Here is a 16,107-nt window from a genome sequence, read left to right as displayed (position 1 = left end):
ATGCGGGGCGGCGACAATAGCGCGCAATTTTACCCGCCTTGTCCGTTTTGTGCTGCGCAACCTGTCCCGTCTTGGGGGCTCTGCCGGCGCCGGCAGGCCAGCGACGCCATGAAAACCCGATTCGTACTGATAGAAACCAGCCACGCCGGCAATGTGGGCGCCGCCGCCCGCGCCTTGAAGACCATGGGCTTTGACGACCTGGTGCTGGTGCGCCCGCGCTGGCCCAACGTGCTGCGCAAGGAAGAGACCATCCAGCGGGCCAGCGGCGCGCTGGACGTGCTGGGCAATGCGCGCGTGGTCGAGACGCTGGAGGAGGCGCTGGACGGCATCAGCCACCTCTGCGCCACGGCCATGACGCCGCGCGACTTCGGCCCGCCCACGCGCACGCCGCGCCAGCATTTCGAGCTGCTGCTCAGCGGGGCGCTGGATGTGCTGGCTGCGCCCGATGAAACGGCGCCGACCGCCGATGCATCCGTGTCGGCACCGGCTCCCACGCCGCGCTGCAACCAGTCGGGCGTGGCCTTCCTGTTCGGCTGCGAGCGCTTCGGCATGAGCAACGACGATGTCTACCGCAGCGATGTGGCGCTGTCGATTCCGTCCAATCCGCAGTTCGGCTCGCTGAACCTGGGGGCAGCCATCCAGGTGGTGGCCTACGAATGGCGCCAGGCGCTGGGCGGCTTTCCCGTGGTGGAGCACACGCCTGCGCCGCAGCGCGCCGACGCGGCCCAGGTGGCCGGCATGCTGGGCCATTGGGAGCAGGCGCTGGCGCATATCGGCTTTCTGGATCCGGCCGCGCCCAAGAAGCTGATGCCGCGCCTCAACCAGCTTTTCAACCGCTCGCAACTGACCGCCGAGGAAATCCACATCCTGCGCGGTGTTGCGAAGGCCATGCTGCAGAGCACCCCAGCGAAACGCTAGACTGAGCGGTCTTGTCAACAATAACCAGCCCCTAGATGCTTGACCGCCTGCGCTCCGATATCCAGTGCATCCTCGACCGCGACCCTGCGGCACGCAGCACCTGGGAGGTCATCACCTGTTATCCGGGTCTGCATGCGATCTGGCTGCAGCGCCCGGCGCACTGGTGCTGGAACCATGGCCTCAAGTGGCTGGGGCGCTTCATCTCGCACATCGGCCGCTGGCTCACCGGCATCGAGATCCACCCCGGCGCCGTCATCGGCGAGCGCGTCTTCATCGACCACGGCATGGGCGTCGTCATCGGCGAGACGGCCGTGGTCGGCGACGGCTGCACCATCTACCACGGCGTGACCCTGGGCGGCACATCGCTGTACAAAGGCGCCAAGCGCCATCCCACGCTGGGCCGAGATGTGGTGGTCAGCGCGGGCGCCAAGGTGCTGGGCGGCTTCGAGGTGGGCGACGGCGCCAAGATCGGCAGCAATGCCGTGGTCATCAAGCCCGTGCCCGCAGGCGCCACGGCCGTGGGCATTCCGGCGCGCATCATCGCCAGCAAGAACGGCCACAGCGCCGATGTGACCGAGCACGACCTGGCATCGGCCAAGGCCGAGTCCATCAAGGTCCCGTCGGCTGCCGCGCCCCAGCCGTTCACGGCCTACGGCATCACCCAGGAAATGGACCCCGTGGCCCAGGCCATGCGCGGCCTGAGCGATGGCGCGGCCGCGCATGAGCAGCAGATCGCGCTGCTGTGGGAGGCGATTGCCAAGCTCTCGGCCGGCAGCAAGGTGGGCGACTGCGTGCCCTGCGAGTCCGAGCGCCCGCAGGCCTTCCAGAAGGACAAGATCGACCAGATCATGGGCAAGTAGGCCTGCACAAGATCACCAAAGATCCCCAAGATCCCCCAAGAAGACCGGAGACTCCGACCAGCATGAACGTTGAACAGGCCTTGCATGCGCGCCGCTCCGTGCGCGCCTTCCTGCCCCAGTCGCCCGATGCGGCCCTGGTGCGCTCCCTGATGGAACAGTCGGCACAAGCGGCCTCGGGCGGCAACCTGCAGCCCTGGCGCGTGCTGGCGCTGACGGGCGAGCCGCTGCAGCAGCTGCTGACCGCCGTTGCCGAAGCCGAGCCCCAGGACGCCCAGCCCGGCCTGTCCTACCCGCCCAACCTCTGGGAGCCCTACCGCAGCCGGCGCTTTGCCAATGGCGAGGAGCTGTACCAGTCGCTGGGCATTCCGCGCGACGACAAGCCCGCGCGGCTGGAGCAGCTGGCGCGCAACGGCCAGTTCTTCGGCGCGCCCGTGGGCCTGATCGTGGTGGTGGACGAGCGCATGGGCCTGCCGCAATGGGTGGACCTGGGCATCTACCTGCAGTCCTTCATGCTGCTGGCCTGCGCCAATGGCCTGGCCACCTGCGCCCAGGGCTTCTGGCGCCGCTACAACGACGCCGTGACCCAGGCGCTGGCGCTGCCCGAGGGCTACCACGTGGCCTTTGGCATTGCGCTGGGCTACGAGGACAAGGATGCCCCCATCAACGGCTGGCGCGCCACGCGCGCTCCGGTGGCCGAATGGGCGCAGATGCGCGGCTTCGACTGAGCAGGGCTTTCAGGCCCCTGGGCAAACCCGCAGGGCGAGGGCGCCTTGCCATCCCCTATACTGCGCTCTGCTCCGGGGTGTGCTGATGCACTGAGATGCCAACCGGTCCATGCGCTGCATGGACCAGGCGGCGAACCCGACGAACTTGATCCGGTTGATACCGGCGGAAGAAGAGCGGGACCCTGAAGCGGGGCCGAAGTCAGAGGATGGAAGTCCGCCACGGCGGATACACGCAGGGCCGCAACGGCCAGGCAGGCCACCATCCAACGCACATCGACCCTTGCCAACCAAGGCTGCTCGTGCGCCTTGGCGTGCGTGGCAACCAGGGGCCAAGGCCATACGGCCCTGGCAGGCCCACACTGGCATAGCCCGGTGCGCGGCCTTTGGCACAGCCCAAGGAGTGTCCGGTTCCCGGAGCGTTGTTGATCGACGCTTTGAACGCAAGGAACCCGACATGAACGCTCCCGATTCCATCTTCACCCCCGCAGCCGGCGAAGCTCCCGACGCACAGCGTTTTTCCGACCTGCTGGCGCAGTCGCGCAAGCCGTTCCCCGCCTCCACCAAGAGCTATCTGCAAGGCAGCCTGCATGCCGGCCTGAGCGTGCCCGTGCGCGATATCCAGCTGACCAATGGCGAGCAGGTCAGCGTCTATGACACCTCGGGCCCCTACACCGACCCGGCCGTGGCCATCGATGTGCGCAGCGGCCTGCCGGGCGTGCGCAATGCCTGGATCGAGTCGCGCGGCGACAGCGAGTACTACGCCGGCCGCCTGCGCCAGGCGCTGGACGACGGCGGCAAGCGCGGCGAGGAAGACGAGCGCGTGGCCCGCCTGCGGGCCGAGGCCGCATCGCTGCAGCGCCAGCCGCGCCGCGCCAAGAGCGGTGGCAACGTCACCCAGATGCACTACGCGCGCAAGGGCATCATCACGCCCGAGATGGAATACGTGGCCCTGCGCGAGAACGGCCGCCGCGAATGGATGGCCGAGTACCAGCAGGACGCCGCGCGCGAGGCGCGCCTGGCCGGCAACGGTCTGGGCGCCGCCATCCCCAAGATCATCACGCCCGAATTCGTGCGCGACGAAGTGGCGCGCGGCCGCGCCATCATCCCGGCCAACATCAACCACCCCGAGATCGAGCCCATGGCCATCGGGCGCAACTTCAAGGTCAAGATCAACGCCAACATCGGCAACTCGGCCGTCACCTCCAGCATCGAGGAAGAGGTCGAGAAGCTGGTCTGGGCCATCCGCTGGGGTGCGGACAACGTGATGGACCTGTCCACCGGCAAGAACATCCACACCACGCGCGACTGGATCATCCGCAACTCGCCCGTGCCCATCGGCACCGTGCCCATCTACCAGGCGCTGGAGAAAGTGGGCGGCATTGCCGAGGACCTGACCTGGCCCATCTTCCGCGACACCCTGATCGAGCAGGCCGAGCAGGGCGTGGACTACTTCACCATCCATGCCGGCGTGCGCCTGGCCTACATCCACCTCACGGCCCAGCGCCGCACGGGCATCGTCTCGCGCGGGGGCTCCATCATGGCCAAGTGGTGCATGGCCCACCACCGCGAGAGCTTCCTGTACGAGCACTTCGAGGACATCTGCGACATCATGAAGCAGTACGACGTCAGCTTCTCGCTGGGCGACGGCCTGCGCCCCGGCAGCGCCTCGGACGCCAATGACGAAGCCCAGTTCGCCGAACTGCAGACCCTGGGCGAGCTGACCCAGCTGGCCTGGAAGCACGACGTGCAGACCATGATCGAAGGCCCCGGCCACGTGCCCATGCACATGATCCAGGCCAACATGACCGAGCAGCTCAAGCACTGCCACGAGGCGCCGTTCTACACCCTGGGCCCGCTGACCATCGACATCGCCCCCGGCTACGACCACATCGCCAGCGCCATCGGCGCGGCCATGATCGGCTGGTTCGGCACCGCCATGCTGTGCTACGTCACGCCCAAGGAACACCTGGGCCTGCCCGACCGCGACGACGTCAAGCAGGGCATCATCGCGTACAAGATCGCCGCCCACGCCGCCGACGTCGCCAAGGGCCACCCCGGCGCCCGCGCCCGCGACGACGCGCTGAGCCAGGCCCGCTTCGACTTCCGCTGGCAGGACCAGTTCAACCTGGGCCTGGACCCCGACACCGCCCAGGCCTACCACGACGAAACCCTGCCCAAGGACAGCGCCAAGGTGGCGCACTTCTGCTCCATGTGCGGCCCCAAGTTCTGCTCCATGAAGATCACCCAGGAAGTGCGCGAATTCGCCGCTGCCAAGGGCGTGGCCGAGCAGGAAGGCATTGCCGCAGGAATGCAGGCCAAGGCCGAGGAATTCAACCGTGCCGGCGGGGAGTTCTATATCCCCATCGTGGCGGCCAGCAGCGATACGACGGCGCGTTGAAATCCGCTGACTCCTGATCGGGATTGCGCCGTGTAGGCTGATATTTCCCCTATAGTCGGTCCAGCCTTGGACTGGTCAAATAAACACCGCAGGCGCTTTTGGTGCCTGCGGTGTTTTTTCTTAGGACTATTCCTGTTTTTGCCGAGAAATAGACGGAAGAATCTGAATTGTCTTATGGGTGACTTCTTTGCGCATTCCACAGCCAATGTTTCAAAGGCCGATTGGCAATCCCTGCCGGATCATCTGAAGGGTGTGGGCACACTGGCTCGACAGTTCGCACAGGCCTTCGGTGCCGGTGAGCTGGCTGAGATACAGGGCTGGCTGCATGACCTGGGCAAGTACACCGAGCCCTACCAACTTCGGCTGCAAGGCGGCGCACTGCGCGTGGACCACTCCACCTGGGGCGCGCGCATTGCGGCCAGACACTATCCCGGAATAGGCCATTTGCTGGCCTATGGCATTGCCGGGCACCATGCGGGATTGGCCAATGGAGATGGACAAGGGGAAAGATCCGCATTGCGCCAGCGGCTCGATGACGGGTATGAATTGCCGGCGCTCGATTCCGCCTGGAAGCGAGACATCGCATTGCCCGCCAAGCTGCCAATGGTCGATCTCAAGCCCTGTGATGGCAAACGCAAGAATTTCCAGTTGGCATTTTTCACACGCATGATGTTTTCATGCCTGGTCGATGCCGATTTTCTCGATACGGAGCGCTTTTATCTGAAGACGGAAAGCCGTCCCGATCATCGCAGCGCGGGTGAGCCGGCCCCCAGCCTGCAGGCCTTGCGCGAGCAGCTCAATCACTTCCTGGCAGGTCTGCCGACGGGGGGCGACGTCAACCCCATCCGCTCAGGCATCCTGCAGCATGTGCGTGCGCAGGCGGAACTGGCGCCGGGGCTGTTTTCCCTGACGGTGCCCACGGGTGGGGGCAAGACGCTGGCGTCGCTGGCCTTCGCGCTGGACCACGCCATACGCCATGGCCTGAGCCGAGTGATCTTCGTGATTCCGTTCACCAGCATCGTCGAGCAGAACGCCGCCGTATTTCGCAGGGCCCTGGGCCCGCTGGGCGATGCCGCCGTGCTGGAGCACCACAGCGCTTTCGTGCAGACCGAGCCGCCGCGCGACGACCCTGAAAAATACCAGGCGCAGAAGAAGCTGCAGCTGGCCATGGAGAACTGGGACGCGCCCATCATCGTCACCACGGCCGTGCAGTTCTTCGAAAGCCTGTTTGCCGCCCGGCCATCGCAATGCCGCAAGCTGCACCGCATCGCGGCCAGCGTGGTCGTGCTGGACGAGGCCCAGACCATGCCCCTCAAGCTGCTGCGGCCCTGCGTGGCGGCCATCGACGAACTGGCGCGCAACTACCGCGCGAGCGTGGTGCTATGCACCGCGACCCAGCCTGCACTGGTGGCGCCCGATTTCGAGGGCGGCCTGAACGAAGTGCGGGAATTGGCGCCCGACCCGGACCGGCTGTTCACGCAACTGGAGCGCGTGCGCGTGCGGCACCTGGGCGTGCTGGACGACGAGGCGCTGGCCGGGCACATGCGCTCGCGCGAACAGGTGCTGTGCATCGTCAACAACCGCCGCCATGCGCGGGCCGTCTACCAGGCCATGGCCGATCTGCCCGGCGCACGCCATCTGACCACGCTGATGTGTGCCCGGCACCGCAGCGAGGTGCTGGCCGAAGTGCGGCAGATGCTCAAGGAAGGCAAACCCTGCCGGCTGGTGTCGACGAGCTTGATCGAGGCCGGCGTCGATGTGGACTTTCCCACCGTGCTGCGTGCCGAGGCGGGCCTGGACTCCATCGCCCAGGCCGCTGGCCGCTGCAACCGGGAGGGACGGCGCGCCAGGGATACCAGCGAGGTGCTGGTGTTTCTGCCGGGCAATCCGGATTGGGCACCGCCACCTGAACTCAAGCAGTACGCGGAGAAGGCGCGAGAAGTGCTCAGGCAGTTCGAGGCGCAGCCTCTGGCCCCCGAGGCCATCCAGCGCTACTTCTCGCTGCTGTACTGGCAAAAGGGCTCGCAGGCCCTGGATGTGCCGGATCTGCTGGGGCAACTGACGGCAAGCCGCTTCGACAGCCTGCCGATGGAAACCCTGGCGGCGAAGTTCCGGCTCATCGACAGCGTGCAGATACCGGTGATCGTGCCGTATGACGACAAGGCCAGGGACGCGCTGCGGGCGCTGGAGCATGCGCAAGGCAGCGTGGGCCTGGCGCGCAGCCTGCAGCCCTACCTGGTGCAACTGCCGCGACAAGGCTTTGATGCGCTGCGCAAGGCCGGGGCCGTGGTGCCGGTGGCCGAAAGCAAATGGGGTGATCAATTCATGGTGCTGGCGCACGAGGGCTTGTACGACCCGCGCCATGGCATCCATTGGGATGAGCCCGCGCTGATCCAGACCGAGCATTTGTGCTGGTAGCGCAGGCAACGGTGTCTTGCCGCTGAAGGAGAGGAGAGGGCATGGGATTTGGAGTGAAACTGAAGGTCTGGGGTGAGCGAGCCTGCTTCACCAGACCCGAGATGAAGGGTGAGCGCGTCAGCTACGACGTCATCACGCCTTCGGCCGCGCGCGGCATTCTGGAGGCCATCCACTGGAAGCCGGCCATACGTTGGAGCGTAGACCGCATCCACGTTCTGAAGCCGATCCGCTTTGAATCGATACGGCGCAACGAGGTCGGCAGCAAGATCTCTCCGGCCAGTGTGTCCAAGGCGATGAAGGCCGGCTCCACGGAAGGCTTGGTCACGCATGTGGACCAGGATCGTCAGCAGCGCGCAGCCACGGTGCTGCGCGACGTGGCCTATGTGATCGAGGCGCATTTCGAGCTCACGCCCAAGGCAGGCGCCGACGACTCGGTGGGCAAGCACCTGGACATCTTCAACCGCCGAGCGCGCAAGGGCCAGTGCTTTCAGATGCCCTGCCTGGGCGTGCGCGAGTTTCCGGCGGACTTCGGCCTGCTCGAAGACGGCGAGGCATTGCCCACGCCGCACGAAAGCCTGCTGCCCGAGCGGGACCTGGGCTGGATGTTGCACGACATCGACTTTGCCAACGGCATGGCCCCGCGCTTTTTCCGCGCCAGCATGTCCGGTGGCGTGATCGCCGTGCCGCCCTGGCACAGCGAGGAGCTCAAGTCATGATCCTGCAGGCGCTTGCCACCTACTACCAACGGCTGCTGGAACGCCGCGAGGAGGGCCTGGCGCCCTTTGGCTACAGCCCCGAGAAGATCAGCTACGAGATCCTGCTGGCCGCCGATGGCCGTGTGGTGCAGGTCAACGACATCCGAGACACCACAGGCAAGAAGCCGCTGCCGTGCGTGATGAACGTGCCCCAGCCTGAGAAAAGAACGGTGGGCATCAAGTCCAACTTCCTCTGGGACAAGACCAGCTATGTGCTGGGCGTGAGCGCAACCAGCAAGCGCGCGGACAAGGAGCATGAAGCCTTCAAGGCCTTGCACCGCGAGCATCTGGCCGGCACGCAGGACGCGGGCCTGAAGGCCTTGCTGGGCTTTCTCGATGCCTGGACGCCGCAGCAATTCGAAGCGCCCCATTTCACCCCGGACATGCTCGATGCCAACATGGTGTTCCGCATGGATGGCGAAAAGGCCTATCTGCACGAACGCCCGGCCGCTCAGGCCCTGCGTGCCCGGCTGCTCGCCAGCGACGACGGTGGAGAAAGCAGTCAGGAGTCGGTGGCGACCTGCCTTGTGAGCGGCGAAAGCCTGCCCGTGGCGCGCCTGCACCCGGTCATCAAGGGCGTCAGCGGTGCGCAGAGCTCCGGCGCCTCCATCGTCTCCTTCAACCAGGAGTCATTCACTTCCTACGGCAAAAGCCAGGGCGACAACGCACCTGTCTCGGAGCAGGCCGCCTTTGCCTACACCACCGTGCTCAACCACCTGCTGCGGCGCGGCGAGCACAACCGCCAGCGCCTGCAGATCGGTGATACCAGCATCGTCTTCTGGGCCGAGGCCGCAGATGGCCAGGAGGCCGAACAGGCCGTGCGGGCCGAGTCGCTGCTGGCCGACCTGCTCGATGACCGTCCCTCGGACGACCAGGAGACCGCGCGCATCCGCATCGAACTGGAGAAGGTGCAGAAAGGCCGGCCGCTCAGCGACATCGACCCCAGGCTTGAGGAAGACACGCGAATGTACGTGCTGGGCCTGGCGCCCAATGCCTCGCGCATCTCCATCCGTTTCTGGGAGGTCGGCACGCTGGGCCTGTTTGCGCGCCGCCTGGCGGAGCATGCGCAGGACTTTCATCTGGAGCCTGTGCCCTGGAAGACCGCGCCCTCGGCTTACCGCGTGGTGCTGGCCACGGCACCGCACCGTGAGGGCAGCGCGCCCAAGATGGATGACGCCATGAGCAATCTCGTGGGCGAGTTCATGCGCGCCGTGCTCACCGGCCGCCCCTATCCGCGCAGCCTGCTGGCCAACGTGCTGATGCGCATGCGCAGCGACGGCCATCTGTCGGGGCTGCGCGTGGGTATCTGCAAAGGCATTCTGGCGCGTGAGCGCCGCCTCGGAATCAACAGTGACAAGGAGGAGATCCCCGTGAGTCTGGACAAGGAATCCACCAACGCGGCCTACCGGCTGGGCCGCCTTTTCGCCGTGCTGGAAAGTGCCCAGCGCCAGGCGTTGGGCGGGCAGGTCAACGCGACCATCCGCGACCGCTACTACGGCGCGGCCTCGGCCACGCCGGCATCGGTATTTCCCATGCTGCTGCGCAATGCGCAAAACCATCTGGGGCGCCTGCGCAAGGACAGGCCGGGCGCTGCCGTGGGGCTGGAAAAGGACATTGGCGAGATTGTCGGCGGCCTCACCGACAGCTTCCCCCGCAGCCTGCGCATCGAAGACCAGGGCCGTTTCGCCATCGGCTACTACCACCAGTCGCAAAGCCGCTTCAACAAGTCTGCCGCCAACGACGACAGCACCGATTCCACCGAAGACCGCACTGACGGAGATCCCGCATGACCGCCATCGCCCACCGCTACGAATTCGTCTACCTGTTCGACATCACCAATGGCAATCCCAATGGCGATCCCGATGCCGGCAACCTGCCGCGCCTGGACCCCGAGACCAATCGAGGCCTGGTCACCGATGTCTGCCTCAAGCGCAAGATCCGCAACTTCGTGAGCCTGGACAAGGAAGATGCGCCTGGCCATGCCATCTACATGCAGGAAAAGGCCATCCTGAACCAACAGCACCGCAAGGCCTACGAGGCCATCGGCCTCAAGCCCGAAGACAAGAAACTGCCCAAGGACGAAGCCAAGGCCCGCGAGATCACGGCCTGGATGTGCGCCAACTTCTTCGACATCCGCACCTTCGGCGCTGTCATGACCACGGGCGTCAATGCGGGCCAGGTGCGCGGACCCATACAGATGGCCTTCGCCACCTCCATCGACCCCGTGGTGCCGCTGGAAATCTCCATCACGCGCATGGCCGTCACCACGGAAAAAGAGGCCGAAGCCCAGAGTGGCGACAACCGCACCATGGGCCGCAAGCACATCATTCCCTACGGCCTGTACCGTGCCCATGGCTTCATCTCGGCCAAGCTGGCCGAGCGCACCGGGTTTTCCAACGAGGACCTGGACCTGTTCTGGCGCGCGCTGATCAACATGTTCGAGCATGACCGCTCCGCCGCACGCGGCGAGATGGCGGCGCGCAAACTCATCGTCTTCGAACATGAAAGCGCCATGGGCAACGCGCCTGCGCATGTGCTGTTTGACGCCGTCAAGGTGGAGTCCGCACAGCCGGCCGATGCGGGCGCTCCCCGGCGCTTTGCTGACTACCGTGTGCACATCGACGCTGCGGCCGTGCCTTCGGGCGTGACCCTGCGGGAACTGATCTGAGACGGGTGGCAAAGCCGCCGACGCACCATGAGCGAAGACGACGCCATTGCCCTGTCGGCATTGCAACACTACCTGTACTGCCCAAGGCAATGCGCCCTCATCCATGTCGAGCAACTGTGGGCCGAAAGCCGGCATACGGCTGAAGGCCGGCTGCTGCACGAAAAGGCCGACAAGCCCAAGGCCGAGCGGCGCAAGGGTGTGCGCACCGTCACGGCCATGCCGCTGGCCGATACGCGCCTGGGCATCACCGGCATTGCCGACGTGGTGGAATTCCACCAGGGCCCACAGGGCGAGCGAGCGTTTCCCGTGGAGTACAAGCGCGGCCGGCCCAAGGCCCACCGTGCCGATGAAGTCCAGCTCTGCGCCCAGGCGCTGTGCCTGGAGTCCATGCTGGGCCAGCCGGTAGAGGCGGGCGCCCTTTACTACGGTGAGGCCCGCAGGCGCACCGATGTGCGCTTCGACAACGAACTGCGCCAGCTCACCTGCGGCACCATTGCCGCGGTGCGCTCCATGCTGGACTCGGGCACCACGCCAACGGCGCGCTACAGCCCCCGGCTGTGCGATGCCTGTTCGCTGCTGGACCTGTGCCAGCCCAGGCTGTTGGGGCGCACCCAGAGTGTCAATGCCTGGCTGTCAGCGCAATGGGGTCAGCAGATGGAAGAAGGTCCATGCGACGGCAACTGAACACCCTGTACGTGACCACCGAAGGCGCCTGGCTGCGCAAGGACGGTGCCAACATCGTGATGGAGGTCGAGCAGTGTGAGCGTGCCCGGCTGCCGGTGCACATGCTCGAGAGCCTGGTCTGCTTCGGACGCGTGCTGGTGTCTCCACCGCTGATGGGCTATTGCGCCGAGCAGGGCATCTGCACCAGCTTTCTCACGCCCAACGGGCGCTTTCTTGCGCGGGTGGAGGGGCCTGTTTCCGGCAACGTGCTGCTGCGCCGTCAGCAGTACCGGGTCAGCGATGATCCGGGCCGTTGCGCCGCCATCGTCCACAACATCCTGCTGGGCAAGCTGCACAACCAGCGCGCGGTCCTGGGCCGGGCACTGCGTGACCACGGCGACAAGCTGGAGCCCGAGGCCGAGGCAGCACTGACGCACGCCTACAGGCGGCTGGGGCGCATTGCGGACAAACTGCCCGGAGAAACCAGCCTGGACATGCTGCGCGGCTACGAGGGCGAGGCGGCGCAGGCCTATTTCGGCGTGTTCGACATGCTCATTCGCGTGGACAGCCCCGCCATGCGCTTTCAGGGGCGCAGCCGGCGCCCACCGCGCGACGCGGTCAATGCCTTGCTGTCTTTTCTCTACACCCTCGTCACGCACGACTGCCGCTCAGCACTCGAAAGCGTGGGCCTGGACCCCGCCGTGGGCTTCCTGCACCGTGACAGGCCTGGGCGCCCCAGCCTGGCGCTGGACCTGGTGGAGGAATTCCGCCCCCTGCTGGCGGACCGGCTGGCGCTGTCGCTGATCAACCGCAAGCAACTGGGTGAGCGCGACTTCCAGACCATGGACAACGGAGCGGTCCTGCTGACCGAAGCATCACGCAAGACCGTGCTGACCGCCTACCAGGAACGCAAGCGTGAAGAACTGCGCCACGCCTTCATCGAAGAAAAAGCCGCCATCGGACTGTTCCCCTTTATCCAGGCGCAACTGCTGGCCCGCCACCTGCGCGGTGATCTCGATGCCTATCCGCCATTCCTTTGGAAATGAAACATGGCCCCCACGCTTCCTTTGTTGCGCAAGGTCCGCTGCCCCCCGAGGGAGCCGCTTTTTCATCTTGGGACGGCCCGGCGATGAGAAATGAGGTGTGCCGATGATGGTCCTGGTGAGCTATGACGTCCGCACCCAGGACCCGGGTGGAGCCCGCCGCCTGCGGCGCATCGCCAAGGCCTGCCGGGACTTCGGCCAGCGCGCGCAATACTCCGTCTTCGAGATAGAAGTGGACGCCGCGCAATGGGTCGCCCTCAAGGCGCGGCTGATGCAAATCATCGACCCCGCCCAGGACAGCCTCAGGTTCTACTACCTGGGCCAACACTGGCGCAGCAAGGTCGAACACATCGGCGCAAAGCCCGTGCTGGACCTCGACGCCCCCCTCGTCTTCTGAGCCTCCGCGCGAACCCCAAGTGACCGCCGCCTGCCCTTGAGGTTCGCGGCCGCGCAAGCTGTTGTTTTCAAAAGGGGGTGTGCGAGGGATTGGCTGAACGCCGATTCCGCAGCATGACAGTGCCGCCTGGTTCGCGGAAGCCTGGCTTTTTTCATAGCGGTGAAATTGCTCTATAAGTACCCCGTCGCGCCCCGTGCGGGCGCGTGGATTGAAACAGCGACGGCCGACGATGGATCGAGCGACATCGAGCGTCGCGCCCCGTGCGGGCGCGTGGATTGAAACTGCTTGTAGAAGACGTAATTGCAGGTATCCGTGGTCGCGCCCCGTGCGGGCGCGTGGATTGAAACTGCGCCGGCGATGACGGGTGGGCCAATGTCCTCGAGTCGCGCCCCGTGCGGGCGCGTGGATTGAAACACATGGGAAAGCCATCGCGGGAGGGCGGCGCAATGGTCGCGCCCCGTGCGGGCGCGTGGATTGAAACTCGTCGTACAACCTGGTGATCTCATGGCGGTAGATGTCGCGCCCCGTGCGGGCGCGTGGATTGAAACCTTGAACTCATCACGGGACGACTGCGCCCGGGTCGTCGCGCCCCGTGCGGGCGCGTGGATTGAAACCGCGCTCTCGAAATACGGGCGCGCGGCCCACGCGTCGCGCCCCGTGCGGGCGCGTGGATTGAAACGGGAACAAACAGCCCCGTAAGCGTGATGGTGTCATGTCGCGCCCCGTGCGGGCGCGTGGATTGAAACTCCGATCGCCCTGGGGTGGTTGCGCTGCAGCAGACGTCGCGCCCCGTGCGGGCGCGTGGATTGAAACGGCCCAAAGGATGCCAGCGACTGGCTGCGCATCGAGTCGCGCCCCGTGCGGGCGCGTGGATTGAAACGATGAGGATTCGTACCGCCTCTTCACGCATGCCTGGTCGCGCCCCGTGCGGGCGCGTGGATTGAAACCTGCCGATGGGCGGCGCCTACGCCATCGTTTCGGGTCGCGCCCCGTGCGGGCGCGTGGATTGAAACTCCACCATCGTCCAGACGCGCGCCAGCTCCTTCTCGTCGCGCCCCGTGCGGGCGCGTGGATTGAAACTGCGTGCTCAAGATGCGCGAGGCCCTGCAGCAGGTCGCGCCCCGTGCGGGCGCGTGGATTGAAACGATGTGCGAGGGGGGCATGCCGGCTCCTGTGTAAGTCGCGCCCCGTGCGGGCGCGTGGATTGAAACAGCTTCGACTTAAGGTTGGTGTAGTCGTAGCGAACGTCGCGCCCCGTGCGGGCGCGTGGATTGAAACAGCGCCAGCAAACCGATGAAGTGGCGTTGGTCCTCGTCGCGCCCCGTGCGGGCGCGTGGATTGAAACAGCTCATCGACGGTGGTGCCGGCCTGGTTGTCGCGTCGCGCCCCGTGCGGGCGCGTGGATTGAAACGATTTCAGCGCCGCCAGAGCGCTGGAGAGGCTTGTCGCGCCCCGTGCGGGCGCGTGGATTGAAACCTGCGGCCGTTTGTGGTCCAGGTTGTCGCCTCGCGTCGCGCCCCGTGCGGGCGCGTGGATTGAAACATGTCGGTGCTCACGCGAGTGATCGCAGGCATGAGGTCGCGCCCCGTGCGGGCGCGTGGATTGAAACGGGTCCGGCTTGTGCATGCGGCTCATCAGCGGGTGTCGCGCCCCGTGCGGGCGCGTGGATTGAAACTGGAGCCCCGATGCAATACCAACTGGAGCACGGCGTCGCGCCCCGTGCGGGCGCGTGGATTGAAACTGTGCTGGCGTTAGATTGCGTTCCTTGATGCCCAGTCGCGCCCCGTGCGGGCGCATGGATTGAAACTTTGCCGCGCCGCGCTCGTCGCCATCGTCTTTCGTCGCGCCCCGTGCGGGCGCGTGGATTGAAACGCCAGATAGCGAGCGATGAAGCGGTAGAGGGCTGTCGCGCCCCGTGCGGGCGCGTGGATTGAAACCGGCTCTATGAGCTGTCTTCGCGCATCCGCGTGGGTCGCGCCCCGTGCGGGCGCGTGGATTGAAACGATAAGGAGGCCTGTGCCTTCGGGCTGGAGCGCCTGGTCGCGCCCCGTACGGGCGCGTGGATTGAAACCGCGCCAGCCAGGGCATCACCAAGGCCCTGACGCTCGTCGCGCCCCGTCCGACCGCGTGGATTGAAACCCCTGCCGCCACAGAAAGCGCCCCACGCATTTGAAACGAATCGCCTGACTCACTCCTCGCCGCGCAGACCGCCATTGAGAGAGAGTCCAGCCACTGCCTGCAGCAGGTACCCGCGTGCCTCATCCAGCGAGGGACCTGCATGCCCATCGATCCGCCGGATATAGGGAGATGTGAGCACAGCCATGGCATTGCCATCAGGCCCGAGGATGGGGCAGGAGATGTCCACCACGCCATAGGACTGCAGGCTTTCGCTCTGCCTGTAGCCCGTGCTGCGTATCTGTTCCAGCATGTCGTGCAACTGCGCCTCGGGCAGTGGCACCTCGCCTTCCAAAGGCGTGTGCTCGGCCAGCATCTGCGCGCGGCGTTCGGGTGTCTGGCAGGCCAGCAGTACATGGCCTGACCCGGTGTCCAGCAGCCCGACGCGTGCGCCCAGCCTGATTGACAGGCCCCAGTTCCCGGGGCCGGGGACCTGGGCCACGATCAAGACATTGCCACGGTCGTAGAGGCCCAGGTGGCAGGACTGCTCGGCCTGCCGCGCATAGGCATCCATGACGGGCAGCGCCTGGGTCACGAGGCGGTTGACGGGTGGGTGGCGGTGCGCCAGCGCGAACATCTTGAGGCTGAGCGCATGGCGGTCGCCGCCGGCCGAGCGCATCACATATTGCCGGGCCACCAGCCGCTCGAGCATGCGGTAGATCTCACTGGGGCCCCGGCCCAGTTCCTTGACGATCTCGGCCCGCGTCAGTCCATCGGGGTGCTCGGCCAGCAGCTCCAGGATGTCCAGCCCCTTGTCCAGTGCCGGCGCGCGGTAGCGCTCGCCGTCTTCTGCGTTGTCCAGTGCTTTGCTCATGCGTGCAGATCTTACGTTCGGGATAGGACTGATCCTGTTTTGGAGGATGCCTTGCGCATCGGGGCAATGCTCTGGGTAAACCATAGGTGCCGAGTTTGAATTTATTCATAAATAATAAATTCATGGATGAATGATTTTGCCGAACCAAGGCATTTTGGTCATAGGCAAGAGGCGATCCCGTCACACCGCCGCACCGCCGGAGTCCCGGCACACATGAGGAGGCCAGTTCCATGGCAGCACTGCATGGCGTTTCCCAGGCACCGGCCAAACGGG

At 65.8% G+C, this 16,107-nt stretch carries 12 protein-coding genes, 1 CRISPR repeat array and 1 riboswitch; of the genes, 11 read left to right on the top strand and 1 reads right to left on the bottom strand.

Features of this window, described 5'->3' with window-relative positions:
• Positions 1–108 precede the first annotated feature (108 nt).
• From G4D77_RS07450 to cas2, 11 genes are all read left to right on the top strand, one after another.
• Entirely contained in the window at positions 109–918 is an 810-nt protein-coding gene (locus G4D77_RS07450) for an RNA methyltransferase (protein ID WP_154834998.1), read from the top strand.
• A 35-nt stretch (positions 919–953) separates the two neighbouring features.
• Positions 954–1,778 carry a serine O-acetyltransferase gene (gene cysE / locus G4D77_RS07445; RefSeq protein WP_017407425.1) on the top strand — a complete coding sequence of 275 codons (825 nt, stop codon included), beginning with the start codon at positions 954–956 and terminating at the stop codon, positions 1,776–1,778.
• 62 nt (positions 1,779–1,840) lie between these two features.
• On the top strand, positions 1,841–2,503 hold the full coding sequence (locus G4D77_RS07440) for a nitroreductase (RefSeq protein WP_154834997.1): 663 nt from the start codon (positions 1,841–1,843) through the stop codon (positions 2,501–2,503).
• Positions 2,504–2,566: 63 nt separating this feature from the next.
• Positions 2,567–2,692: riboswitch (TPP riboswitch) on the top strand.
• Between the two features lie 265 nt (positions 2,693–2,957).
• Positions 2,958–4,901: a phosphomethylpyrimidine synthase ThiC gene (gene thiC / locus G4D77_RS07435; protein WP_034368871.1), complete on the top strand. Its 1,944-nt coding sequence runs from the start codon at positions 2,958–2,960 to the stop codon at positions 4,899–4,901.
• A gap of 174 nt (positions 4,902–5,075) precedes the next feature.
• Positions 5,076–7,319, top strand: coding sequence for a CRISPR-associated helicase Cas3' (gene cas3, locus G4D77_RS07430; protein ID WP_154834996.1), 2,244 nt, complete (start codon positions 5,076–5,078; stop codon positions 7,317–7,319).
• A gap of 41 nt (positions 7,320–7,360) precedes the next feature.
• Positions 7,361–8,035 carry a type I-C CRISPR-associated protein Cas5c gene (gene cas5c / locus G4D77_RS07425; RefSeq protein ID WP_154834995.1) on the top strand — a complete coding sequence of 225 codons (675 nt, stop codon included), beginning with the start codon at positions 7,361–7,363 and terminating at the stop codon, positions 8,033–8,035.
• Positions 8,032–9,864, top strand: a complete 1,833-nt coding sequence (cas8c, locus tag G4D77_RS07420) for a type I-C CRISPR-associated protein Cas8c/Csd1 (protein ID WP_126311754.1) — start codon at positions 8,032–8,034, stop codon at positions 9,862–9,864. Before cas5c ends, cas8c begins: the two co-directional genes overlap by 4 nt.
• On the top strand, positions 9,861–10,742 hold the full coding sequence (gene cas7c / locus G4D77_RS07415) for a type I-C CRISPR-associated protein Cas7/Csd2 (protein ID WP_046984057.1): 882 nt from the start codon (positions 9,861–9,863) through the stop codon (positions 10,740–10,742). Before cas8c ends, cas7c begins: the two co-directional genes overlap by 4 nt.
• A 27-nt stretch (positions 10,743–10,769) precedes the next feature.
• Complete coding sequence (cas4, locus tag G4D77_RS07410; protein WP_034368863.1) at positions 10,770–11,426, top strand: CRISPR-associated protein Cas4; 657 nt, start codon at positions 10,770–10,772, stop codon at positions 11,424–11,426.
• Positions 11,411–12,451, top strand: a complete 1,041-nt coding sequence (gene cas1c / locus G4D77_RS07405) for a type I-C CRISPR-associated endonuclease Cas1c (protein WP_154834993.1) — start codon at positions 11,411–11,413, stop codon at positions 12,449–12,451. Before cas4 ends, cas1c begins: the two co-directional genes overlap by 16 nt.
• 103 nt (positions 12,452–12,554) lie before the next feature.
• Entirely contained in the window at positions 12,555–12,845 is a 291-nt protein-coding gene (gene cas2, locus G4D77_RS07400) for a CRISPR-associated endonuclease Cas2 (RefSeq protein WP_209801165.1), read from the top strand.
• A 183-nt stretch (positions 12,846–13,028) separates the two neighbouring features.
• Positions 13,029–14,984: a CRISPR direct-repeat array (repeat unit 32 nt; unit sequence GTCGCGCCCCGTGCGGGCGCGTGGATTGAAAC).
• Between the two features lie 49 nt (positions 14,985–15,033).
• Here the strand turns inward: cas2 and G4D77_RS07395 are convergent.
• Complete coding sequence (locus tag G4D77_RS07395; protein WP_154834991.1) at positions 15,034–15,834, bottom strand: IclR family transcriptional regulator; 801 nt, start codon at positions 15,832–15,834, stop codon at positions 15,034–15,036.
• Positions 15,835–16,107 lie beyond the last annotated feature (273 nt).

This window comes from Delftia sp. WY8, from assembly GCF_018437695.1.
GTDB lineage: Bacteria > Pseudomonadota > Gammaproteobacteria > Burkholderiales > Burkholderiaceae_C > Comamonas > Comamonas tsuruhatensis.
The sequence above is the reverse complement of the archived record's forward strand: the minus strand, read 5'-3'. Positions and strand labels throughout refer to the sequence as shown.